The organism is Streptacidiphilus jeojiense, from assembly GCF_000719095.1.
Lineage (GTDB): Bacteria > Actinomycetota > Actinomycetes > Streptomycetales > Streptomycetaceae > Streptacidiphilus > Streptacidiphilus jeojiensis.
Genome location: NZ_JOEH01000016.1, coordinates 253,862 through 277,567 on the forward strand (window position 1 = coordinate 253,862; position 23,706 = coordinate 277,567).

The 23,706-nt window shown below is 69.3% G+C and carries 16 protein-coding genes; 8 read left to right on the forward strand and 8 right to left on the reverse strand.

Annotated elements, in window-relative coordinates; all coding sequences use genetic code 11:
- The first annotated feature begins 287 nt into the window (after positions 1-287).
- From IF29_RS0122130 to IF29_RS0122145, 4 genes are all read left to right on the forward strand, one after another.
- A complete protein-coding gene (locus IF29_RS0122130; protein WP_157623866.1) occupies positions 288-1,268 on the forward strand; it encodes an ABC transporter permease in 981 nt (326 codons plus the stop codon).
- Between the two features lie 71 nt (positions 1,269-1,339).
- Positions 1,340-2,362 carry an ABC transporter permease gene (locus tag IF29_RS0122135; protein ID WP_084714751.1) on the forward strand — a complete coding sequence of 341 codons (1,023 nt, stop codon included), beginning with the start codon at positions 1,340-1,342 and terminating at the stop codon, positions 2,360-2,362.
- Complete coding sequence (locus tag IF29_RS0122140; RefSeq protein WP_084714753.1) at positions 2,359-4,551, forward strand: ABC transporter ATP-binding protein; 2,193 nt, start codon at positions 2,359-2,361, stop codon at positions 4,549-4,551. Before IF29_RS0122135 ends, IF29_RS0122140 begins: the two co-directional genes overlap by 4 nt.
- 118 nt (positions 4,552-4,669) lie before the next feature.
- Positions 4,670-6,382 carry an ABC transporter family substrate-binding protein gene (locus IF29_RS0122145; protein ID WP_030257734.1) on the forward strand — a complete coding sequence of 571 codons (1,713 nt, stop codon included), beginning with the start codon at positions 4,670-4,672 and terminating at the stop codon, positions 6,380-6,382.
- A gap of 78 nt (positions 6,383-6,460) precedes the next feature.
- On the opposite strand, the gene IF29_RS0122150 is transcribed toward IF29_RS0122145, so the two are convergent.
- The 7 genes from IF29_RS0122150 to IF29_RS0122180 all read right to left on the reverse strand — a co-directional run bounded on the left by IF29_RS0122150 (position 6,461) and on the right by IF29_RS0122180 (position 16,563).
- Entirely contained in the window at positions 6,461-7,558 is a 1,098-nt protein-coding gene (locus tag IF29_RS0122150; protein ID WP_030257736.1) for an ABC transporter ATP-binding protein, read from the reverse strand.
- A complete protein-coding gene (locus IF29_RS0122155; protein WP_030257739.1) occupies positions 7,551-8,597 on the reverse strand; it encodes an ABC transporter ATP-binding protein in 1,047 nt (348 codons plus the stop codon). Before IF29_RS0122155 ends, IF29_RS0122150 begins: the two co-directional genes overlap by 8 nt.
- Before the next feature lie 13 nt (positions 8,598-8,610).
- A complete protein-coding gene (locus tag IF29_RS0122160; RefSeq protein WP_084714755.1) occupies positions 8,611-9,639 on the reverse strand; it encodes an ABC transporter permease in 1,029 nt (342 codons plus the stop codon).
- The gene (locus IF29_RS0122165) at positions 9,632-10,555 is read right to left on the reverse strand and encodes an ABC transporter permease (RefSeq protein ID WP_030257744.1); all 924 of its coding nucleotides are present in this window, start codon (positions 10,553-10,555) and stop codon (positions 9,632-9,634) included. Before IF29_RS0122165 ends, IF29_RS0122160 begins: the two co-directional genes overlap by 8 nt.
- A gap of 97 nt (positions 10,556-10,652) precedes the next feature.
- Complete coding sequence (locus IF29_RS0122170; protein ID WP_030257746.1) at positions 10,653-12,287, reverse strand: peptide ABC transporter substrate-binding protein; 1,635 nt, start codon at positions 12,285-12,287, stop codon at positions 10,653-10,655.
- A 455-nt stretch (positions 12,288-12,742) separates the two neighbouring features.
- A complete protein-coding gene (gene typA, locus IF29_RS0122175) occupies positions 12,743-14,608 on the reverse strand; it encodes a translational GTPase TypA (protein WP_030257747.1) in 1,866 nt (621 codons plus the stop codon).
- A 212-nt stretch (positions 14,609-14,820) separates the two neighbouring features.
- Positions 14,821-16,563: an ABC transporter family substrate-binding protein gene (locus tag IF29_RS0122180; protein ID WP_051725659.1), complete on the reverse strand. Its 1,743-nt coding sequence runs from the start codon at positions 16,561-16,563 to the stop codon at positions 14,821-14,823.
- A gap of 335 nt (positions 16,564-16,898) precedes the next feature.
- On the opposite strand from IF29_RS0122180, the gene IF29_RS0122185 reads away from it, so the two are divergent.
- Genes IF29_RS0122185 through IF29_RS0122200 form a run of 4 tightly spaced genes read left to right on the forward strand, consistent with a single transcriptional unit; the run spans position 16,899 to position 20,882 of the window.
- Positions 16,899-17,216: a hypothetical protein gene (locus IF29_RS0122185; RefSeq protein WP_051725660.1), complete on the forward strand. Its 318-nt coding sequence runs from the start codon at positions 16,899-16,901 to the stop codon at positions 17,214-17,216.
- Positions 17,217-17,258: 42 nt separating this feature from the next.
- The gene (locus tag IF29_RS0122190) at positions 17,259-18,128 is read left to right on the forward strand and encodes a hypothetical protein (RefSeq protein ID WP_380521451.1); all 870 of its coding nucleotides are present in this window, start codon (positions 17,259-17,261) and stop codon (positions 18,126-18,128) included.
- A gap of 16 nt (positions 18,129-18,144) precedes the next feature.
- Entirely contained in the window at positions 18,145-20,121 is a 1,977-nt protein-coding gene (locus IF29_RS0122195; RefSeq protein ID WP_051725662.1) for a fumarate reductase/succinate dehydrogenase flavoprotein subunit, read from the forward strand.
- A complete protein-coding gene (locus IF29_RS0122200; protein WP_030257759.1) occupies positions 20,118-20,882 on the forward strand; it encodes a succinate dehydrogenase/fumarate reductase iron-sulfur subunit in 765 nt (254 codons plus the stop codon). The genes IF29_RS0122195 and IF29_RS0122200 overlap by 4 nt, the downstream gene beginning before the upstream one ends.
- Positions 20,883-20,927: 45 nt before the next feature.
- On the opposite strand, the gene IF29_RS0122205 is transcribed toward IF29_RS0122200, so the two are convergent.
- Positions 20,928-23,447, reverse strand: a complete 2,520-nt coding sequence (locus IF29_RS0122205) for a SpoIIE family protein phosphatase (RefSeq protein WP_332262554.1) — start codon at positions 23,445-23,447, stop codon at positions 20,928-20,930.
- Positions 23,448-23,706: the final 259 nt, after the last annotated feature.

Genomic DNA, 23,706 nt, shown 5'->3' on the forward strand with positions numbered 1-23,706 from the left:
CTCAGCAAAACTGCATGCCACCCGCCCCAGTGGTGGCACTGTAATACCTGTAGGCCAGAGCATCTATTACCGACGTTTAGAGCGTTACCAATCTTTGATCAGCGCTCTGTCGACATGACCATCTCGTCCCATCAGGATGAGTCCTCAAGCCGTTGAACAGCGGCGGATGTTAGTCCCAGGCTCAGTGATCCCGAAAGATTTCCTGCCCGTGCGCGACCTGCCATCCGCACAGGTGCGCCGGTCGTCGGGGGTCGAGCGCGGGAAACGCACGAAGGAGATGAACAGCGTTGGGTCGCTACATGCTGCGCCGATTGGCCAACTACCTGATTCTGGTCATCGTGGCCACATCACTGGCCTACTTCCTTGCGGCCCTGAGCCTCAACCCGCGTGCGAATTTCGAGGCGCAGAAACCGCGCCCGACGACGGCGCAGATCGACGCGACCCTGAAGACCTACAACCTCGACCCGGAAACGCCCGTGGTGGTCCGCTACGCGCGTTGGGTCGACGGGATCGCACACGGGAATCTGGGGCTGGACATCAAGGGCGGCTCGGTCGCCGACGACTTCGGCCGCAAGGTCGGCGTCAGCATCCGGCTGCTCGTCATCGCCACCATCATCGGCTCCATCGGCGGTGTGCTGGTGGGGGCCTACGGGGCGATCAAGCAGTACCGGTTCTTCGACCGATGGACCACCCTCGCCTCCTTCTTCCTGTTGGCCATGCCGGTGTTCGTGGTGGCGATCGCACTACAGATGTTCGCCGTGAACATCAACGACGCGGCGGGCTCCACGGTCATCCAGTACATCGGCGAGTACAACCCGACCCTGAGCGGCTTCTGGCCGGTGTTGATCAGTCGGCTCCAGCACCTGATCCTGCCGACCATCACCCTGACGCTGTTCCAGATCGCCCAGTACAGCCGCTACCAGCGCAACACCATGCTGGACGTGCTGGGCAGCGACTTCCTGCGCACGGCACGGGCCAAGGGCCTGCGCCGGCGCACCGCGCTGATGAAGCACGGCCTGCGCACCGCGATCCTGCCGATCGTGCCGCTGCTGGTCTACAACATCGTGCTGCTCTTCACCGGCGCCACCTTCACCGAGACCATCTTCGGCTGGCACGGCATGGGTGAGTGGCTGGTGCTGTCCATCACCACCAACGACGTCAACTCCGTCGCCGCGGTCAGCCTGTTCACCGCCGCGGTCGTCCTGGTCGCCGGCCTCCTGTCCGATCTGATCTACTCCGCGCTCGATCCGCGGGTGCGCTTCAGCTGAGCCCCGAACACCCCCCAGGGGCCCACCCGAACCGCAGCAGTGCGACCGCCCGATCAGGAGAGTGAAGAGAGATGAGCACCCAGCAGAACGTCCAGCACGAGCCGGAAGCGGACGCCACCCCGGCGCTGCTGCCCCCACGCCGCGTCGGACGCGGCCGACTGACCCTGCGCCGCTTCGCCCGCAACAAACTGGCACTGGTGGGCATCGGCATCCTGGTGCTGCTGTTCCTCTTCGCCTACCTGGGCCCGCTGGTGGACAAGTGGGGCTTCGACGACCACGACTTCGAGGCCTTCCTCGACGGACCGTCGGCCAGCCACTGGTTCGGCACCGACCAGGCCGGCACCGACATCTTCGCGCTGACCACCCGGGGCCTGCAGAAGTCGCTGATCATCGGCATCCTGGTGGGCCTCATCACGACGACCCTCGCCGCCACCCTGGGCGCCGCCGCCGGCTACTTCGGCGGCTGGGTCGACCGGGTCACCATGTGGTTCGTCGACATGCTGCTGGTCCTGCCCAGCTTCCTGATCATCGCGGTGCTCTCCCCGAGCTTCGCCAAGTCCACCTGGCTGATCCTGGTCGTCCTGCTGGCCCTGTTCAGCTGGATGATCACAGCGCGGATCGTCCGCAGCATGACGCTGACGCTGAAGGACCGTGAATTCGTCAAGGCCGCCAAGTACATGGGCGTGTCCGACATCAGGATCATCTTCCGGCACATCCTGCCCAGCATGGCCTCGCTGCTGATCATCGACGGCACCATCCAGGTCAGCCTGGCGGTCATCGGCGAGAGCTCGCTCTCCTACTTCGGCTTCGGCATCCAGCCCCCGGACGTCTCGCTGGGCACGGTCATCGCCGACGGCACCTCCTACGCCACCACCTACCAGTGGCTGTTCTGGTTCCCGGCCGGCTTCCTGGTCCTCTTCGGGCTCGCCATCGCCTTCATCGGCGACGGTCTGCGCGACGCCTACGACCCCAACTCCTCGAACGCCAAGGCCCAGGCCAAGGCGATCAAGGAGAAGGGCAAGAGCAAGGGCGACGAGTCGGACGAGGTCCCCGGGCAGCGCGTCGGATCGACCGAGGTGCTGAGCCAGGCATGAGCACCGCGAGCAGCCGCGCCGGCGGCACCCCTCAAGACAGCACCACCGAGGAAGGACTCACCCCCGTGATCGAGACGAGCAAGGAGCCGGCGGCCGACCGCCACGGCGGCGTCCCGCCGCTGCTGGAGGTCTCCGACCTGCATGTCTCCTTCCCCAGCGAGGCCGGTCCGGTCAAGGCTGTGCGCGGGGTCTCCTACTCCGTCCGCCCGGGCGAGGTGCTCGGCATCGTCGGCGAGTCCGGCTCCGGGAAGTCCGTCAGCTCGATGGCCGTCCTCGGGCTGCTGCCCGACAGCGCCGATGTGCGCGGCTCGATCCGGATGGACGGGCGCGAGCTGCTGGGTCTGAACGACGCCAAGATGTCGAAGATCCGCGGCAAGGACATCGCCATGGTGTTCCAGGACCCGCTGTCGGCGCTGACCCCGGTGTACTCCATCGGCACCCAGATCATCGAGGCCATCCAGGTCCACCAGGACCTGGACAAGGTGAAGGCCCGCACCCGGGCCATCGAACTGCTCGACCTGGTCGGCATCCCGGACCCGCACCAGCGGGTGGACGCCTTCCCGCACGAGTTCTCCGGCGGTATGCGCCAGCGCGCGATGATCGCCATGGCCATCGCCAACGACCCGAAGATCATCATCGCCGACGAGCCCACCACCGCCCTGGACGTCACCATCCAGGCGCAGGTGCTGGAGGTGCTGAAGAAGGCCCAGGACGTCACCGGCGCCGCCATTGTGATGATCACTCACGACCTGGGCGTGATCGCCGGCTTCGCCGACCGGGTGATGGTGATGTACGCGGGCCGACCGGTGGAGAACGGGCCGGTGGACGAGGTCTACTACCGCCCCCGGATGCCCTACACCATCGGCCTGCTGGGCTCCATCCCGCGTGTGGACGCCGACGAGCGCCGGGCGCTGACCCCCATCGACGGCACTCCCCCGTCCATGGTCGCGCTGCCCAAGGGCTGCCCCTTCGAGGCCCGCTGCCCGATCGCGATCGACGTCTGCCGCGAGCGCGAGCCCGAGCTGCTGACCGCACCCGGGGCCAACCACCCCTCCGCCTGCCACCGCTCCAGGGAGCTCGCGGAGGGCGGCGGAGAGGGCCTGCTCGACCCGGCGACCATCTACCCGATCCCGCCGCTGCCCGAGGCCCACGAGATCGAGCGGCTGCCGCGCGAGGAGCGCACCGCGGTGCTCGAGGTCGACAACCTGGTCAAGCACTTCCCACTGCTCAAGGGCGCGGTCTTCAAGCGCAAGATCGGCACGGTCAAGGCGGTGGACGGGATCACCCTGGAGATCAAGGAGGGTGAGACCCTGGGCCTGGTCGGCGAGTCCGGCTGCGGCAAGACCACCACCCTGCTGGAGATCATGGACCTGACCGGCGGTCAGGCCGGCAGCGTGACGGTCTTCGGCAAGGACGTCCGCGAGGTCAAGGGCGCCAAGGCCCGCAAGGCCCTGCGCCGGGACATGCAGATCGTCTTCCAGGACCCGATGGCCTCGCTGGACGCCCGGATGCCGATCGGCGACATCCTGGCCGAGCCGCTGAAGACCCACGGCTGGGACCGCGCCAGGACCGACGCCCGGATCCCGGAACTGCTGGAGCTGGTCGGCCTCAACCCCGACCACTCGGACCGCTTCCCGCAGGAGTTCTCCGGCGGCCAGCGCCAGCGCATCAGCATCGCCAGGGCGCTCGCCCTGGAACCCAAGCTGGTGGTGCTGGACGAGCCGGTCTCCGCCCTGGACGTGTCCATCCAGGCGGGTGTGCTCAACCTGCTGGACGAGCTCAAGTCGCGGATGGGGCTCAGCTACCTCTTCGTCGCCCACGACCTCTCGGTGGTGCGCCACATCGCGGACCGGATCGCGGTGATGTACCTGGGCCGGATCGTGGAGCTGGGCGAGACCAGGAGCGTCTTCCACGAGCCCTCGCACCCCTACACCCAGGCCCTGCTCTCGGCGGTGCCGCTGCCGGACCCGCAGAAGGAGCGCGCCCGCGAGCGCATCCTGCTGACCGGCGACCTGCCGAGCCCGGCCAATGTGCCCAGCGGCTGCCGCTTCCGCAACCGCTGCCCCAAGTACCTCCAGCTCAACCCCGGCGAGCAGCAGCGCTGCGAGTCCGAGGACCCCCAGCTGCACACGCTGGCCCCGGACCACACCGCAGCCTGCCACTTCGCGGAGGCCCTGGCAGTGGTCTGACGGATCGTCCGGACCCTGCCGGTGGAAGCAAGGCGCACCACCGCAGAAGCACCACCGCATACGCACAACTGCATAGGCACCACCTACTGACAATGTCGGCTCTCGTGAGGAGACCTCCTTGAAGCACACCAGGATTCCGGTCGCGCTGGTGGCGACCATGGCCGTGGCCAGCCTCGGCCTCTCCGCCTGCAGCAGCAGCGGTGGCAGCAAGGCCGGTTCGTCGGCCAAGCCTTCCGCGACCTCGCTGGCCGCCAACACCATCAAGATCAATGCCCAGCCGCGTTCAGCCCTGAAGCAGGGTGGCACCCTCACCTGGGCCATCGACCAGTACTCCACCCAGTGGAACTACAACCAGATCAACGGCGCCGAGTACTCCACCGACGCGGTGATCGAGGCCGTCGAGCCGATCATCTTCCGGGTCGACCCGGCCACCCAGAAGGTCACGCCCAACACCAACTACCTCACCGGCATGCCCACGGTGACCACGGTGAACGGCAAGCAGACGGTCACCTACAACATCAACCCCAAGGCCAAGTGGTCCGACGGCACGGCGATCAGCTACAAGGACTTCGCCGCCCAGTGGCAGGCCCTGAACGGCAAGAACACCAAGTACCAGATCGGCAGCTCGACCGGCTACTCCAACATCACCTCCGTGGTCGCGGGCACCTCGCCGCAGCAGGTCGTGGTCACCTTCGACCAGAACTTCGGCGACTGGACCTCGCTGTTCGCGCCGCTGTACCCGGCCAGCGCGCAGAGCACCCCGGACGAGTTCAACAAGGGCTTCCTGAACAAGATCCCGGTCACCGCCGGCCCGTTCAAGATCGAGTCCATGAACGCGACCACCAGCACCGTCACGGTCGCCCGTGACCCCAACTGGTGGGGCGACCCGGCCATCCTGGACAAGATCGTCTTCCGCGCGATGACCACCGACGCGGCCGACGGCGCCTTCGCCAACGGCGAGGTCGACTACCTCAACATCGGCCCGAGCGCGGCCGGTGTGAAGCAGGCCCAGGGCCGCTCCGACGGCGAGATCCGGGAGGCCGCAGGCCCCCAGTTCCGTCACGTCACCTTCAACGCCAAGTCGCCGCTGCTGTCGGACGTCAAGGTCCGCCAGGCGCTGTTCCAGGCGATCGACCGCACCGCCATCGCCAACTCGGACCTCAAGGGTCTCGGCTGGCCGGCGCTGCTGCTCAACAACCACTTCTTCATGAACAACCAGGAGGGGTACCAGGACAACGCCGGCGTTCTCGGCAAGTACGACCCCACCGCCGCCAAGGCCGGGCTGGACGCGGCCGGCTGGAAGCTGAACGGCCAGTACCGCCAGAAGGACGGCAAGACCCTTGAGCTGACCTTCGTCTACCCGGACGGCACCGCGGTCTCCAAGAACGAGAGCGTGCTGCTGCAGGCCATGTTCGCCGCCGTCGGCGTCAAGCTGGACATCAGCGCCGTGCCCTCGGACGACTTCTTCGACAAGTACGTCCAGCCCGGCAAGTTCGACCTGACCGCGTTCTCCTGGCTGGGCAACGCCTGGCCGGTCTCGTCCAACTACTCGATCTACCAGTCGCCGGTTGGCAGCAACAACTTCCAGAATTTCGCCTGGACCAGCGACCCCAACGTCGACTCCCTGATGAACAAGAGCATCGCCGACCTGGACCACACCCAGGCCATCGCCGACGCCAACGCCGCCGACAAGGCCATCTGGCAGGACGCGGGCGTCTTCCCGCTCTACCAGCGCGCCGACATCTACGGTGCCAAGAAGACCCTCGCCAACCTGGGCGCGCCCCAGGACCAGGACGAGGTCGTCTACGAGAACATCGGCTTCACCAGCTGATCCGCTTCGCGTAGCCAACGGCTGAGGCCCCCACCCCGGGTACGGGGTGGGGGCCTCAGCCGTTGGAGCAGGACTGGGTCAACCGGCGCCGACCACGTCCACGTCCTCGGCGAAGTGGCAGGCCGAAGCGTGCGCAGCCGGGGTGCTCTGGCCGCGGAAGACCTCGGGGACGGCCAGCAGCGGCACGTCGATCGAGCACTTCTCCTGCGCCTTCCAGCAGCGGGTGCGGAAGCGGCAGCCCGACGGCGGGTTGGCCGGCGAGGGGATGTCGCCGGAGAGCAGGATCCGCTCGCGACCCTCGCGCCCGGACGGGTCCGGCACCGGCACCGCCGACAGCAGCGCCTGGGTGTACGGGTGGGTCGGGTGCTCGTAGATCTCCTCGTCGCTGCCGATCTCCACCATCTTGCCGAGGTACATCACGCCGACCCGGTCGGAGATGTGACGCACGATCGAGAGGTCGTGGGCGATGAACATGTAGGAGAGGTTGAACTCGTCCTGCAGCTGCTCCAGCAGGTTGATCACCTGGGCCTGCACCGAGACGTCCAGCGCCGACACCGGCTCGTCCGCGATGATCACCTCGGGCTTCAGGGCCAGGCCGCGGGCGATGCCGATGCGCTGGCGCTGGCCGCCGGAGAACTGGTGCGGGTACCGGTTGATGTACTCGGGGTTGAGCCCGACCACGTCCAGCAGGTCCTGCACCGCCTTGCGGCGGTCGCCCTTGGGGGCCACCTCGGGGTGGATCTCGAACGGCTCGCCGATGATGTCGCCCACGGTCATCCGGGGGTTCAGCGAGGTGTACGGGTCCTGGAAGACCATCTGGATGTTGCGGCGGATCGCCTTGAGCGCCCGGCCGGACGCCCTGGAGATGTCCTCGCCCTTGTAGAGCACCTGGCCCGCGGTGGCCCGCTCCAGGTTCATCAGCACCTTGGCGAGGGTCGACTTGCCGCAGCCGGACTCGCCGACGATGCCCAGGGTCTCGCCCTGGTACAGGTCGAAGGAGACGCCGTCGACGGCCTTGACCGCGCCGACCTGCTTCTTGATCAGGATGCCCTGGGTCAGCGGGAAGTGCTTCTCCAGGTCGCGGACCTGGAGGATCGGCTCGCCGCGCTCGACCGGCTTCTCGACGGCGGCCTCGATCGCTTCCTCGGCGGGCACTGAGGACACGGGGCTAGCCATGGAGGGTCTCCTTCCAGAAGTGGCAGGCGCTGCCGCGGCCGGGCAGGGCCCGCCCGTCCTGCTCGGTCACCGCGTGCAGCGGCGGCACCTCGGAGCGGCAGATGTCCTGCGCCATCGGGCAGCGCGGGTTGAAGGCGCAGCCGGACGGGATACGCAGCAGGTTCGGCGGCAGGCCCTTGATCGCGTAGAGCTCCTGGCCCTTCTGGTCCAGCCGCGGGATCGAGTCCAGCAGGCCGCGGGTGTAGGGGTGGGCCGGGCGCGCGTAGAGCTCGTGCACCGGCGCGGTCTCGACGATCCGGCCCGCGTACATCACCGCGATCTTGTCCGCGACGTCGGCGACCACGCCGAGGTCGTGGGTGATCAGGATCAGGCCCATGTTGTACTCGCGCTGGAGGTCGCCCAGCAGCTCCATCACCTGGGCCTGGACGGTGACGTCCAGGGCGGTGGTGGGCTCGTCGGCGATGATCAGGTCGGGCTCCAGGGCCAGCGCCATGGCGATCATGACGCGCTGGCGCATACCGCCGGAGAACTGGTGCGGGTACTGGTTGACCCGCTCCTTCGCCCCGGGGATGCCGACCCGCTCCATCAACTCGATGGCCTTGAGCTTGGCGTCCTTGCGGGAGCTGCCCTTGTGCACCCGGTACATCTCGCCGAGCTGGGTGCCGACGGTGTGCACCGGGTTCAGCGAGGACAGGGCGTCCTGGAAGACCATGGCCATCTGCGCGCCACGGACCTTGCGCCGCTCCTCGTTGGAGAGCTTCAGCAGGTCGCGGCCCTTGAACATGATCTCGCCGCCGGTGACGAACCCGGGCGGGCTGTCCAGGATGCCCATGACGGCCTGCGAGGACACGGACTTGCCGGAACCGGACTCGCCCAGGATGGCGAGGGTCTCGCCGGCCCGGACGCTGTAGTTGACGCCGTTGACGGCCTTGGCCACGCCGTCCCTGGTGCGGAACTCCACGTGCAGGTCGCGGACCTGCAGCAGCGGGGCCTCTTCGGTGTCGCCGGTCTTCGCGCGTGCGGAGACTGCAGTGCTCACGTTTCCGCCTCTCTCAGCGAAGCTTGGGGTCGAGGGCGTCACGGACGGCGTCGCCGAGCATGATGAACGCCAGGATGGTGATGCACAGCGCGCCGGCCGGGAACAGCAGCATGTGCGGCGCGTTGCGGAAGGTGTCCGCCGCCGCCGAGATGTCGATGCCCCAGGAGACGGTCGGCGGCTTCAGGCCGACGCCGAGGTAGGACAGCGTCGCCTCCAGGGAGATGTAGGTACCCAGGGCGATGGTCGACACCACGATGATCGGGGCGAGGGCGTTCGGCATGATGTGCCGGAGCAGCATCCTGCTGTTGCTGGCCCCCAGCGCCTGCGCGGCGGTGACGTAGTCCTGCTGCTTGGCGGTGATCACCGCGCCTCGGGCGATGCGCGCGATCTGCGGCCAGCCGAGCACCACGATGAACCCGACCACGACCCAGATCGACTGGCTCGGGATGACGGACAGGAAGACCAGTCCGCCGAGCAGGATCGGGATGCCGAAGAAGATGTCGGCGATCCGGGAGATGATCGCGTCGATCCAGCCCCCGAAGAAGCCGGCCAGGCCGCCCATCAGGGTGCCCAGCAGCGCCGAGCCCGCGGTGGCGAACACGCCGACGGTGATGGAGGCCCGGGCACCGTGGATGGTGCGGGCGTAGACGTCGCAGCCCTGGGTGTCGAAGCCGAACGGGTGCCCGGAGGTGGGCCCCAGCTGCGACTTGGAGAGGTCGCAGGTCAGCGGGCTGGTGGAGGTGAACAGTCCGGGCCAGATCGCCACCAGCACCAGGAAGACGATCAGCACACCGGAGATCAGGAAGACCGGGTTGCGGCGCAGTTCGCGCCAGGCGTCCTGCCACAGGCTGCGGGCCACCTCGCGGTCCACCACCGAGACGGCCTCGGCCGACTGCGGCGGGGTGTGCGAGAGGTCCTCCTTCTCCAGCAGCGGCTGGGCTCCCATCGCCCCCAGGGTGGGGGTCTCCGGGAAGGCGCTGGAGAGCTCGGTGCTGGAGTCCTCGGGGACGCCGGCGGGCTTGTTCGGCTGCTGGTCAGGCATAACGGATCCTCGGGTCCAGGACCGCGTAGAGCAGGTCGACGAGCAGGTTGGCCAGGAGGTAGACCACGACCAGGATGGTCACGAAGCCCACCACGGTCGGGGTGTTCTGGCGGAGGATGCCCTGGTAGAGCCAGTAGCCGACACCCTGGATGTTGAAGATGCGCTCGGTGACCAGCGCGCCGCCCATCAGGGCGCCGAGGTCGGTACCGAGGAAGGTGATCACCGGGATCAGCGAGTTGCGCAGCAGGTGGTGGGTGACCACCCGCCACCGCGGCAGGCCCTTGGCCGTCGCGGTGCGGACGTAGTCGGCCTTGCTGTTCTCGGCGACGGTGGTCCGGGTCAGCCGGGCCACGTAGGCCAGCGAGACCGAGGCGAGCACGAAGCCGGGCAGGATCAGGTCGCCGATCGGGGCGCCGTAGCCCACCGTCGCGTTGGTGATGCCCCACTTCACGCCGAACAGGTACTGCAGCACGTAACCGATGACGAAGACCGGGATCGAGATGACGATCAGGGTCATCACCATCACCAGGGTGTCCACGGACTTGCCCCGGCGCAGGCCGCTGAGCAGCCCGAGCCCGATGCCGAGCACCACCTCGATGGTGAAGGCCACGGCGGTGAGCTTGAGCGTGGTGGGGTAGGCGGAGGCCAGGAGCGCGGTGACTTGCTGCCCGCTGAAGGTGGTCCCGAGGTCCCCGGTGAAGATGCCCTTCATGTAGTGCAGGTACTGCACCCACAGGGGGTCGTTCAGGCCGAGGGAGTCACGGATCTGCGCCGCCACCGCCGGAGACGGTGCCTTGTCTCCGAACAGCGCGTTCACGGGGTCGCCGAGGGCGTGCACCATCGCGAAGATGATGAAAGTGGTCCCGATGAAGACCGGGATCATCTGGAGCAGTCGTCTGATGACGTAGCGCCCCATGAAACCTCCAGGGAGTCGGCCGGGCGGCAGGTCGGAACCCTGTGGGGTCCGGCCGCCGCCCGGCGTCGTCTAAGCAGCTGTCAGGGTGTGCGGACGACTACTTGACGGTGATGTCGGTGTAGACCGGGACGCTGAAGGGGTCCAGCGTCACATTGTCGACCTTCGAGGACCAGCCCACCGTGCCGTTCTGGTACCACAGCGGGATCGCCGGCAGGTCGGTGATGAGCAGCTTCTCGGCGGACTGGAAGTCCTGGACGGCCTTGGTGGTGTCGCTCTCCGCGTTGGCCTGGTTGACCAGCGCGTCGAACTGCGCGTTGCTGTAGTGCGCGTCGTTGGAGCCGCCGGTGGTGGTGTACAGCGGCTGCAGGAAGTCCTGGATCAGCGGGTAGTCCATCTGCCATCCGGTACGGAAGGCGCTGGTCATCTGCTTGTTGGTGACCTGGTTGCGGAAGTCGGCGAAGGTGCCGACCGGCTTGCCGACGCAGGCCTTGGTGTTGCCCAGGGCGTTGTTGATGCTGTTGCAGACCGCGTCCACCCACTCCTTGTGCGGACCGTCGGCGTTGTAGCTGATGGTCAGCTGGCCGCCGGGGATGCCGCCGCCCTGGGCGACCAGCTCCTTGGCCTTGGTGGGGTTGTAGGTGCAGACGTCGCCGCACAGGCCGGACTTGTAGCCGCCGGCCTCGCCGAGCACCGGGGAGGTCCAGTCGGTGGCCGGGGTGCGGGTGTTGTCGAAGATCGTCTTGGTGATGGTGTCGCGGTCGATCGCCATCGAGATGCCCTGGCGGACCAGCTTGGCGCCCGCGGTGTTCCAGTTGGCCTGGTACATCGGGAACGAGATGGTCTGGATGATGCCGGCCGGCTCGTTCAGGAAGCGGCCGTTCAGGTCGGTCTTGATGGTCTTCAGCGCGGCGTTCGGCACGCCGTTGTCGACGTCGAGGTTGCCGGACTGCAGGTCCGCGTAGGCCGCGTTGGTGTCGGTGTAGACCTTGAGGGTCACCCCGCCGTTCTTCGGCTTGTTGGTGCCGGTGTAGTCGGCGTTGGGGACCAGCTTCATCTGCTGGCTCTTGGTCCAGGAGTCGATCTTGTAGGGACCGTCACCGATCGGCTTGTTCAGGAACGCGGCGTGGTCCGTGTAGAACGAGGCCGGCAGCGGGTAGTACGCCGTGTAGCCCAGGGTCTGCGGCCAGGTGGAGAACTTCTGCGACAGCTTGACCGTGAAGGTGCTGTCGTCCACGACCTTCAGCCCGGACATGGTCTTGGCGGTCGGGTTGCCACTCGCCGGGGCGACGGCGTTGTAGCCGTCGATGTAGGAGAAGAAGCTGCTGTTGACCTGCTTGTTGGTGGACAGCGCGCCGTAGTTCCAGGCGTCCACGAAGGACTTCGCGGTGACCGGGGTGCCGTCGCTGAACTTCCAGCCGGACTTCAGCTTGACGGTCCAGTTCTGCTGGTCCGTGGAGGTGATCGAGTCCGCGACCGCGTTCTCCGCCTTGCTGGTCTTGGGGTCGTACTGGACCAGGCCCGTCATGATCATGTCGAGGACGGCGCCGCCGTTGACCTCGTTGGTGTTCGCGGGCTCCAGCGGGTTCTGCGGGTCACCCCACCATGCGTTCACGACGCCGTTGGCGTTCGTTCCACCGGAGCTGCCGGAGCTGCTACTGCTGCTGCAGGCGGTGGCCGCAAGGGCGATGGCGATCGCTCCGGCGGCGAACTTGACTCGCGTGGCTCCACGCATGGACGTGCCTCCTCAGACGTGCTGTGCAGTCGTACCGTGCGCCCGGCGCCCACCCCTGGGAGCCCTGCGCTCTGTCGCTCGCGGGCCCGCGCCGTGGGACGCGAGACCCGGTGACCCGAGCGTCGTGATTCCTACTATCTGTCACCGTCAGAGATGCCTGTGACCAAATTAGATTTCGGTTTGATCACACGCCTGTGACTCATATCTCGCAACCCGGGCGTGTCCAGGTGGGTGCAAGGAGCCATCAAACGGACACCTTTATCCGCCCATACGCATCCTGTCACCGATATCCGTACCATCCGGGACTGACACTCGGCCTGAGGGCAACTACTCAGTGTGATGAACGGACGGCGTGAAAAAGCCGCCGCCCCGCCCTGGAGGGGGCGGGGCGGCGGCCGGGTGCCGCTCGGGTCGTTACCGGGTCCTAAGCGGTGCTGCGGGGTGCTGCGGGGGCGTCAGGCCTTGGCGCGGCCGCGCTGGCGGCCACGGGTCTGCGCGTCCAGGACCACCTTGCGGATGCGCACGGTCTCCGGGGTGACCTCGATGCACTCGTCCTCGCGGCAGAACTCCAGCGACTGCTCCAGCGAGAGCTTGCGCGGCGGCACCAGGTTCTCCGTGGTGTCGGAGGAGGCGGCGCGCATGTTGGTGAGCTTCTTCTCCTTGGTGATGTTGACGTCCATGTCGTCGGCGCGGGAGTTCTCGCCGATGATCATGCCCTCGTACACCTCCGTGGTGGGCTCGACGAAGATTACGCCGCGCTCCTGCAGGCCCATCATCGCGAACGGCGTCACCACGCCGGCCCGGTCGGCGACCAGCGAGCCGTTGTTGCGCATCCGGATCTCGCCGAACCACGGCTCGTGGCCCTCGAAGATGCTGTGCGCGATACCGGTGCCGCGGGTGTCGGTGAGGAACTGGGTGCGGAAGCCGATCAGGCCGCGGGAGGGGACGATGAACTCCATCCGGACCCAGCCCGAGCCGTGGTTGGTCATGGTCTCCATCCGGCCCTTGCGGGTCGCCATGAGCTGCGTGATCGCGCCCAGGTACTCCTCGGGGGAGTCGATGGTCATCCGCTCGACCGGCTCGTGCAGCTTGCCGTTGATGGTCTTGGTGACCACCTGCGGCTTGCCGACGGTCAGCTCGAAGAGCTCCCGGCGCATGGTCTCCACCAGGATCGCCAGCGCCAGCTCGCCGCGGCCCTGGACCTCCCAGGCGTCCGGGCGCTCGGTCGGCAGCACCCGGAGCGAGACGTTGCCGATCAGCTCGCGGTCCAGCCGGTCCTTCACCATCCGGGCGGTGACCTTGTGGCCCTTGCCGCCCTTGCCGACCAGCGGCGAGGTGTTGGTGCCGATGGTCATCGAGATGGCCGGCTCGTCCACCGTGATCAGCGGCAGCGCGATCGGGTTCTCCAGGTCGGCCAGGGTCTCGCCGATCATGATGTCCGGGATGCCGGCGATGGCGCAGATGTCGCCGGGGCCGGCCAGGTCGGCCGGCTTGCGGGTGAGCGCCTCGGTCATCAGCAGCTCGGTGACCTTGACCTGCTTGATGGTGCCGTCCCGCTGGATCCAGGCGACCTGCTGGCCCTTGCGGAGCTCGCCCTCCTCGACCCGGCAGAGCGCGATGCGGCCGAGGAAGTTGTCCGCGTCCAGGTTGGTGACGTGCGCCTGGAGCGGGGCGCCCTCGGTGTAGGTGGGGGCCGGGACCGACGCCAGGATGGTGGAGAAGAACGGCTCCAGGTTCTCGCTGTCCGCCGGGACGGTGCCGTTCTCCGGCTTGGTCAGCGAGGCGACGCCGTCACGGGCGCAGGCGTAGACGATCGGGAACTCGATCTGCTCCTCGGTCGCGTCCAGGTCCAGGAACAGGTCGTAGGTCTCGTTGATGACCTCGTCGATCCGCGAGTCCGGACGGTCCGTCTTGTTGATGCACAGGATGACCGGCAGGTTCGCGGTCAGCGCCTTGCGCAGCACGAAGCGGGTCTGCGGCAGCGGACCCTCGGAGGCGTCGACCAGCAGCACGACGGCGTCGACCATGGACAGGCCGCGCTCGACCTCGCCACCGAAGTCGGCGTGGCCGGGGGTGTCGATGATGTTGATGGTCACCACGTCGCCGCCACCCTTGGGGTGGTACTTGACCGCGGTGTTCTTGGCGAGAATGGTGATGCCCTTCTCGCGCTCCAGGTCGTTGGAGTCCATCATGCGGTCGTCGAGGTGCTGGTGAGCGGCGAACGCACCCGCCTGCTTCAGCATGGCATCGACCAGCGTGGTCTTGCCGTGGTCGACGTGGGCGACGATGGCGACGTTTCGGATGTCATTACGCGTGGGCATACGGGGGTGAATCTCCCGGGTCGTGGGGCGTGGTAACCGATGCGCAAATGCGCCGACCCTCCCGAGTCGTTCGCGCCACCTGCCGCCGGGCCACCTGCCGGGCACCACATGCCACGGCTTACCTCCATGGTACGGGGCCGCGCGCGGTCGCACCGCCCGCGCCCCCGCGACGCGGGTCACAACTCCGGATCGCCCCGCAGCCGGCCGCGCCCTCAGTGCCCGGTGAAGCCGAGGTCCTGGAAGTGCGGGGCGGTGAAGCCGAAGGCGCCGGCGTTGGCGACACCGGTGCGTACGGCGACCAGCTGCGGGCGCTGGAACAGCGGCAGCGAGGGGGCCTCCTGCCAGATCCGGGTGTCCGCCTCGGTGGTCAGCCGGGCCGCCTCGGACGGGTCCAGGGCGGCGGCGGCCTTCGCCAGCAGCTGGTCCACCTCGTCCGTCCCGGTGGCGGAGAGGTTCTGACCGTTGTTCAGTGATCCGTCCGGCTGGACCGCCGGCTTGGCGTAGAGCGGGAGCTCGTCGGCGACCGGGAAGGCGGCGGCCGGCCAGGAGAACAGGGCCAGGTCGAAGGAGCCGGCCGCGACGTGGTCGGCGAAGAAGGAGTCACCGGCGACGGTCACCGTGCGCAGCGGCACCCCGATCCTGCCCAGCTGGTCCGTGAGCAGCTTCGCCACCTGGACGTCCTCGGCGGAACCGGTGCGGATGAGCAGGGTGAGTCCGAGCGGACGGCCGTCCTTGGTGCGGACCGGTGCGGCGGCGGGCGCCCGGTGCGCCGCGTCGCCGGCCGGTGCCGCGGCTAGGTGCCAGCCGGCCGCGTCCAGGTGGCGGGTGGCGTTGTCGGCGCCGGGGGCCAGCGCGGAGCTGTCGTCCTCGTAGCCGTGCTGGTCGGCCATGACCAGGTGGTTGCCGAGCGGCAGCACCGGCAGGCCCAGCGGCTTGAGCACGGCCTCGGCGATCGCGGTGCGGTCCACCGCCTGGGCGACGGCCCGGCGCAGGTCCGGGTCGGCCAGCGGGCCGCTGCCGCCGTTGAGGGTGAGCTGCAGGAAGGCGGGGGCCGAGGCCCGGTGCAGGACGGTGCCGGGCACCGAGGCGGCCTGGGCGACCGGGGTGCCGTCCTCGACCGCGCGGCTGAGGTCGGCGACGTCCAGCTTTCCGGCGCGCAGCGCGGCCAGACGGGTGTCCGGGGCCGCCGGGGTGAAGGCGATGGCGTCGAGCTTGGCCGGGGCGCCCCACCAGTGCGGGTTGCGGACCGCGGTGACCGCGGCGCCGTCCAGCGCCTTCAGGTCCTTGAGGCCGCTGAGCGTGAAGGGGCCGGAGTCGGCGGCGAGACGGGTCCGCGAGCCGTCGTTGAAGGCGTCGGCGGTGCCGGTCGCCGCGGCCGGGTAGAGCGGGGTGAACAGGCCCTTCCAGGCCGCGTACGGCTTGGCGAAGACCACCTTGACGTCGTGCGGTCCCGCGCCCTGGCTCACCGAGGAGATGCTGTCGTAGCCGTCGGTGCGGGCGGTCCAGTACGCCGAGCTCCGGCCGTTCAGGGCCTGCCACTGGGCGGCGAAGTCGGCCGCCGAGAGCGGCTTGCCGTCGCTCCAGACCGCCTTGGGGTTGAGGTGGTAGACGATCGTCTGCGGCTGCTGGGAGGTCTGCTCGACGCCGGTGAGGTAGTCCGGGTCCGGGGTGGCGTCGGCGTGCTGGTCCAGGGTGAACAGGGTCGGCAGCACGGCCTCGGCCAGCAGCGCGGTGTCCGGGGTGGCGTCGGCCTGGAAGGTGTTCAGCGTGGTCGGCTCGGCGTCCAGGGCCCAGCGCAGGGTGCCCCCGGTGCTGACCTTGGCCCGGTCCGCGGAGGAGAGGTCCGAGGCCTTGGGCGCGGGGCCGCCGCCGGAGCAGGCGGCCAGCACGACGCCCAGGGCGGCGGCGCCGACGACGGCGAGGGTCCCGTACGGGCGGGGGTGGGACTGGGGCACAGGGACCTCCGCGCGTGTGCATATAGGCACATCTGATGGCTTTTCTGACCTTCCGCCCCCTACTGAAGAACAAACGCCGCCGCTGACCCCTTCGACACGGCTGCGCGGAGCCGAACGGTCACCCGTTCGGGGCAGCGGTCGCAGTGCGCGCCGGGCGTGCAGACGGGGGCCGCGACCAGGAATTCCCGCCAATCCGCCGCCAATCCCGTTCAAGGTCTTCCCAGCGGCCGGTGATCGGAGCCACACTCGCTTGCGCACGCCTGGCTGACGAAACATCAGAAACCTTGATCAGGCCGGAGCTTGATCAGACAGTGAAGTGCGGAGGTGGCTCTGCCATGCCCCCAGCCACGCCCTCGACCACAGTCGGGCAGCTGGCCGAGGCCAGCCGCTGCCTGGAGGAACTCGACCGGGCGCTCAGCGACTCCCGGCTGCGGCTCGGCGGTGGACTCGACGTCCGCCGGGTCCGCACCGACCTGGTCCACCTGCGGGAGAGCCTGGCGCTGCTGTCCGCGGCCGTCGCCGAGGGCGCCGAGGCCCCGCCCGGGTCGGCGCGCATCCCGCGCCCCGGTGTGGTCGAGATTCCCGACACGCCGTACGACCCGGCGATGTGGCGCGACGCCGACGACGAGGGCATCGGCTGCCGCCACCGCTGAACCGGGCCCCTGCGGCCCGACATACTGGAGGAAGAAACCCGCGTGACCACCGAGATCCGGCCCCCGCAGCAGCCGGGAGAACCGCAGAGCGCAGCAGCACCGTCGGGCCCGGCGCCGGGACGGGGGGTCCACTCCCCCGGACGAGCCGCCATCGCCGCCCGCCATCTGCGCACCGACCGCTGGTGGGCCTCCCCGGCCCTCACCGGGTTCGGCCTGCTGGCCTTCATCGGCTACTCCACCTGGCGGGCCTTCTTCGGGCTGCACACCGCCTATGCGGCCCCCTACGTTTCGCCCTTCTACTCGCCCTGCCTGGCCGCCAACTGCCCGGCCATGAAGTCCGGCGCCGACTGGGCGCTGTTCGGCAGCTGGTGGCAGCTCTCCCCGGCGCTGATCGTGCTGATCTTCCCGCTGGGCTTCCGGCTGACCTGCTACTACTACCGCAAGGCCTACTACCGCGCGTTCTGGTCCTCACCGCCCGCCTGCGCGGTCGCCGAACCGCACGCCTCCTACAGCGGCGAGACCCGGTTCCCGCTGATCCTGCAGAACATCCACCGCTACTTCTTCTACTTCGCGATCGTGGTCGCCGGGATCCTGACCTACGACGCGGTGCTGGCCTGGCGCAACCCGGCCGGGCAGTGGGGGCACGCCGGCGTCGGCACCCTGGTGCTGCTCGCCAACATCGTGCTGATCTGGGCGTACACCCTCTCCTGCCACTCCTGCCGGCACATCGTCGGCGGCCGGCTGCGGCACTTCTCCAAGCACCCGGTCCGCTACCGGATGTGGAACCTGGTCGGGAAGCTGAACGCCCGCCACATGCAGCTCGCCTGGGCCTCGCTGATCAGCGTCGGGGTCGCCGACCTGTACGTCTACCTGCTCGCCAGCGGTGCCTTCACCGACCCGCGCATCTTCTAGAGGGATACCCAGAGACATGACCGAGGTGGAGCGCCACACGTACGACGTGGTCGTGGTCGGAGCCGGGGGCGCCGGGCTGCGTGCCGCGATCGAGGCCCGCGAGCAGGGGATGCGGACCGCGATCATCTGCAAGTCGCTGTTCGGCAAGGCCCACACCGTGATGGCCGAGGGCGGCATCGCCGCCAGCATGGGCAACGTCAACTCCGACGACAACTGGCAGACGCACTTCCGCGACACCATGCGCGGCGGGAAGTTCCTGAACCACTGGCGGATGGCCGAGCTGCACGCCCAGGAGGCCCCGGACCGGGTCTGGGAGCTGGAGACCTGGGGCGCGCTGTTCGACCGCACCAAGGACGGCCGGATCTCCCAGCGCAACTTCGGCGGCCACGAGTACCCCCGGCTGGCGCACGTCGGCGACCGGACCGGGCTGGAGCTGATCCGCACCCTGCAGCAGAAGGTGGTCTCGCTGCAGCAGGAGGACTTCAAGGAGTACGGCGACTACGAGGCCCGGATCCGGGTCTTCCAGGAGTACACCGTCACCCGGGTGCTCAAGGGCAGCAGCATCCGCGGCGAGGACCGGGTCAGCGGGGTGTTCGGCTACCAGCGCGAGTCCGGCCGCTTCTTCACCATCGAGGCGCCGGCGGTGGTGCTGGCCACCGGCGGCATCGGCAAGTCCTTCAAGGTGACCTCCAACTCCTGGGAGTACACCGGGGACGGCCACGCGCTGGCGCTGCTGGCCGGGGCGACCCTGGTGAACATGGAGTTCGTCCAGTTCCACCCCACCGGGATGGTCTGGCCGCCGTCGGTGAAGGGCATCCTGGTCACCGAGTCGGTCCGGGGCGACGGCGGGGTGCTGCGCAACAGCGAGGGCAAGCGCTTCATGTTCGACTACATCCCGGACGTCTTCCGGGAGAAGTACGCCGAGACCGAGGCCGAGGGCGACCGCTGGTACGCCGACCAGGCCAACAACCGCCGCCCACCGGAGCTGCTGCCCAGGGACGAGGTGGCCCGCGCCATCAACTCCGAGGTCAAGGCCGGCCGCGGCACCCCGCACGGCGGGGTCTACCTGGACGTCTCCACCCGGCTCCCGGCCGAGGAGATCCGGCGCCGGCTGCCGTCGATGCACCACCAGTTCAAGGAGCTGGCGGACGTCGACATCACCGCCGAGCCGATGGAGGTCGGACCGACCTGCCACTACGTCATGGGCGGGGTCGAGGTCGACCCGGACACCGCGGCCGCGTCGGTGCCCGGGCTCTACGCGGCCGGCGAGGTCGCCGGCGGGATGCACGGCTCCAACCGGCTCGGCGGCAACTCGCTCTCCGACCTGCTGGTCTTCGGCCGCCGGGCCGGGCTGCACGCCTCGCTCTACGCGGCGGCGCTGGCCGAGCGGCCCGAGCTGGACCAGGAGCAGATCACCGCGGCGGCGGCCGAGGCGCTCAACCCCTTCGAGGGCGCGGAGGTCGACGGCCCGCCGGAGAACCCGTACACCGTGCACCAGGAGCTCCAGCAGACCATGAACGACCTGGTCGGCATCATCCGCCGGGAGGCGGAGGTGGCCGAGGCGCTGCAGCGGCTGGTCGGGCTGCGGGAACGGGCCGAGCGCGCCGTGGTCGAGGGCCACCGGCAGTTCAACCCGGGCTGGCACCTCGCGCTGGACCTGCGCAACATGCTGCTGGTCTCCGAGTGCGTCGCCCGGGCCGCGCTGGAGCGCACCGAGAGCCGGGGCGGCCACACCCGCGAGGACCACCCGGAGATGGACAGCGCCTGGCGCAAGGTCAACCTGATCTGCTCGCTGGCGGAGAAGGACGGCTCGGACGGGCAGATCGCCCTGGTGCACAAGGACAACCCGCCGATCAGGCCGGACTTGCTGGCGCTGTTCGAGACCTCGGAACTGAAGAAGTACCTGACCGAGGGCGAGCTGCCGTCGGCCGCCATCCCCGAACAACGCAGTGCTGGACAGGACGCCGACGTACCGGACGGAGCCGAGCAGTGAGCTACCAGGCCAACTTCCGCGTGTGGCGCGGCGACTCCTCGGGCGGCAGCCTGGAGCCGTACCAGGTGGAGGTCAACGAGGGCGAGGTGGTGCTGGACATCGTGCACCGGCTGCAGGCCACCCAGGCCCCCGACCTCGCGGTCCGCTGGAACTGCAAGGCCGGCAAGTGCGGGTCCTGCAGCGCCGAGGTCAACGGGCGGCCCCGGCTGCTGTGCATGACCCGGATGTCCACGCTGCCGGCGGACGAACCGGTGACCATCACCCCGATGCGGACCTTCCCGGTGCTGCGGGACCTGGTGACGGACGTCTCCTTCAACTACACCAAGGCGCGGGAGGTGCCCTCCTTCGTCCCGCCGCCGGACCTGAAGCCGGGTCAGTACCGGATGCAGCAGGAGGATGTGAACCGGTCGCAGGAGTTCCGCAAGTGCATCGAGTGCTTCCTCTGCCAGAACACCTGCCATGTGGTCCGCGACCACGAGGAGAACAAGCCGGCCTTCTCCGGGCCGCGGTTCCTGATGCGGGTGGCGGAGCTGGACATGCATCCGCTGGACGCCGCGGCGGAGGGCGGGCTGGACCGCAAGCGGTCGGCTCAGGAGGAGCACGGGTTGGGGATGTGCAACATCACCAAGTGCTGCACCGAGGTGTGCCCGGAGCACATCAAGATCACCGACAATGCGCTCATTCCGTTGAAGGAGCGGGCGGTCGACCGGAAGTACGATCCGTTGGTGTGGCTGGGGTCGGTCATCAGGCGCAGGAAGTAGCTGGTTGAGGTTGCGCAGTTCCCCGCGCCCCTGTCGGGGCGCGGGCTAGCGGGGCAGGCTGAGTTCGAACCAGACGGTTTTGCCCATGGGGGTGCGGCGGGAGCCCCAGCGGTCGGCCAGCAGGCTGACCAGCTGGAGGCCCCGGCCGCCCTCGTCGGTGTCGCGGGCGCGGCGCTGGCGGGGCTGGGCGTAGCCGTTGTCCCAGACCTCGCAGACCAGGGTGCGGTCGCGGAGCAGCCGGAGCCGGATGTCACCGCGACCGTGCCGCAGCGCATTGGTGGCTAGCTCGCTGACCAGCAGCTCCACCGTGTCGATCAGGTCGTCCAGGCCGCGGGCCAGCAGCCAGGCGCAGGCCAGTTCGCGGGCCCGGGCGACCGAGGTGGGCTCGGAGGGGAGGGTCCAGTCGCCGACGGCGTCCTGCGGCAGTGCGTGCACCGCGGCCATCAGCAGGGCGATGTCGTCCTCGCCGTGGTGCGGGTCCAGCGCGGTGAGCAGGTGGTCGCAGAGGTTCTCCAGCTCGCGGGGCGGCCCGGAGAGGGTGTCCCGCAGCGCGGACAGGCCCTCCTCCAGCTGGTGCTTGCGGGACTCGACCAGGCCGTCGGTGTAGAGGCCGAGCAGGGCGCCGTCCGGCAGCTCGACGGTGACCTCCTCGAACGGTTCGCCGCCGACGCCCAGCGGCAGCCCGGGCGGCACGTCCAGCATCAGCGCCTCCTCGCCGGGGACCCGCAGCACCGGCGGCAGGTGCCCGGCGTTGGCGAAGGTACATCGGCGGGTGACCGCGTCGTAGACGGCGTAGACGCAGGTGGCCAGGTAGAGCTCGACCCGGTCGGAGTCGTCGGGCTCCGGCTCGTTGCCGTCGCCGAGGCCGCGGGCGATCTCGTCCAGGGCGGTGAGCACCTCGGCCGGGTCCAGGTCCAGCATGGCCAGGGTGCGTACCGCGGTGCGGAGTTGGCCCATGGCGACGGCGGCGCGCAGACCGCGGCCCATGACGTCGCCGATGACCAGTGCGGTGCGGTTGCCGGGCAGCTGGATGACGTCGAACCAGTCGCCGCCGACCTCGGTGCCGCTGCTGCCGGGGCGGTAGCGGCAGGCGATCTCCAGCCCGGAGGCGGCCGGGCTGCCCGGGGGCAGCAGGCTGCGCTGCAGGATCAGGGCGCGTTCGTGCTCGCGGCGGTAGAGCCTGGCGTTGTCGATGCAGACCGCGGCGCGGGCCACCAGCTCGTTGGCGATGGCGACGTCGCGGGGGTCGAAGGGTTCGCTGCCCTTGGCCCGGGACAGCTGGACCAGGCCCAGCACGATGTCCCGGGCGACCATGGGGACGATCACGGTGCTGGCGATCATCGGGTCGGGGTCCGGGTTGGCGGGGCCGTTGAGGGTGACGCTGCGTCCGGTGCGCAGCGCCTTGGCGTAGGCGGAGCCGGCCGGGTAGCCGAAGGTGCCGTTGATCTCGGCCCGCGGTCCGCGGTGCTCGGGCTCCGGATGCAGCACCGAGAAGTGCGAGACGGTGCTGGCGGAGGCGACCCGGCGCAGTTCGCCGCCGCCGTCCGGCCGGCCCAGGTGGCCGAGGGCCAGATCGGTGTCGGCGGCGAGGACGCCCTGGTAGAGGTCGACGGCGGCGACGTCGCAGAAGCCGGGGACGGTGACGTCCAGCAGTTCGCGGGCGGTGGTCTCCAGGTCCAGGGTGGAGCCGATGTGCGCCCCGGCCTCGTTGAGCAGGGCAAGGCTGCGGCGGACGCTGGCCGCCTCGCGCTCGGCCCGCTGACGGCCGGTGACGTCGACGATCTGCCCGGCCACGCCCATCGGCTTGTTGCCCGCGCTGAGCAGCCGGTAGAGCGAGATGGACCAGCGGCGGCGGCCGGGACGGGTCGGCACGGCGCCGTTGAAGCGCAGGTCGACCACCGGCTCGCCGGACTCCATCACCGTGCGCAGCGCCTGCTCCAGCCGCTCCGCCTCGGGGCGCGGCAGCAGGTCCTTGACGGAGAGTCCGTGCAGGTCCACCGGGGTCGCGCCGAGGCCCTCGGCGAAGCTGTCGTTGACCCGCTGGACGGTGAAGTCCCGGTCGAACAGCACGAAGCCGATCGGCGCCTGCCCGAAGACCGCCTCGGAGGCGGCCAGATCGGTCTCGATCCGGCGGAGTTTGCGCAGGTCGACGGCCATGCACACGACGCCGTTGCGGCCGTCCTCGCCCTGGGCGGGCATCAGGTACAGCTCGGCGATGCTCTCGTTGCCGTCACGGTCCCGGTAGGGGGCGGTGCCGACCCACTCCTGGCCGGCCAGGATCTCGGCCATCCGCTCCCGGCCGCGGCGCCACAGCTCGCGCGGGGCGAAGCTGGTGATCGGGTCCCGGCCGACGGCCTCCTCGGCCGGAATGCCGAAGAACTCGGCGGCGCGGTCGCTCCACTGGCTGATCAGGCCGTCAGGACCGATCGCGAAGGCGGCGACCCGTATGTAGTCGTAGATCGAGCCCGGTTCGCCGTGGCCCCAGTTCTCGATCGCCTCGGGGTCGAAGGCGACGGAGGGGGTGGCCGGGGTGGTGGCGGGGGGCGTGCGGGGTGCGGGGTCCATGGCTCCAGAGCCGATGCCGTCGGGGTCCGGGTACGGGTGGGGGTCCGGGTACGGGTCCAGCGCCTGGACCGGGTGCCGGGAGGGTCCGGACGGACGGTCGCCGGCAGCCGGGCGCGGAATGCCGCCCCTCCGGTCGTGTTCGGCGGACCTCGGGCCCGTTCCGCTGCCCAGAGGTGCACCACGTGTCGGCGAATCGCTCAACTGCCCGACTCCTCCAGCCTTCGGCACCTGGATGTCGCTGGTCCGAGTATTCATCATC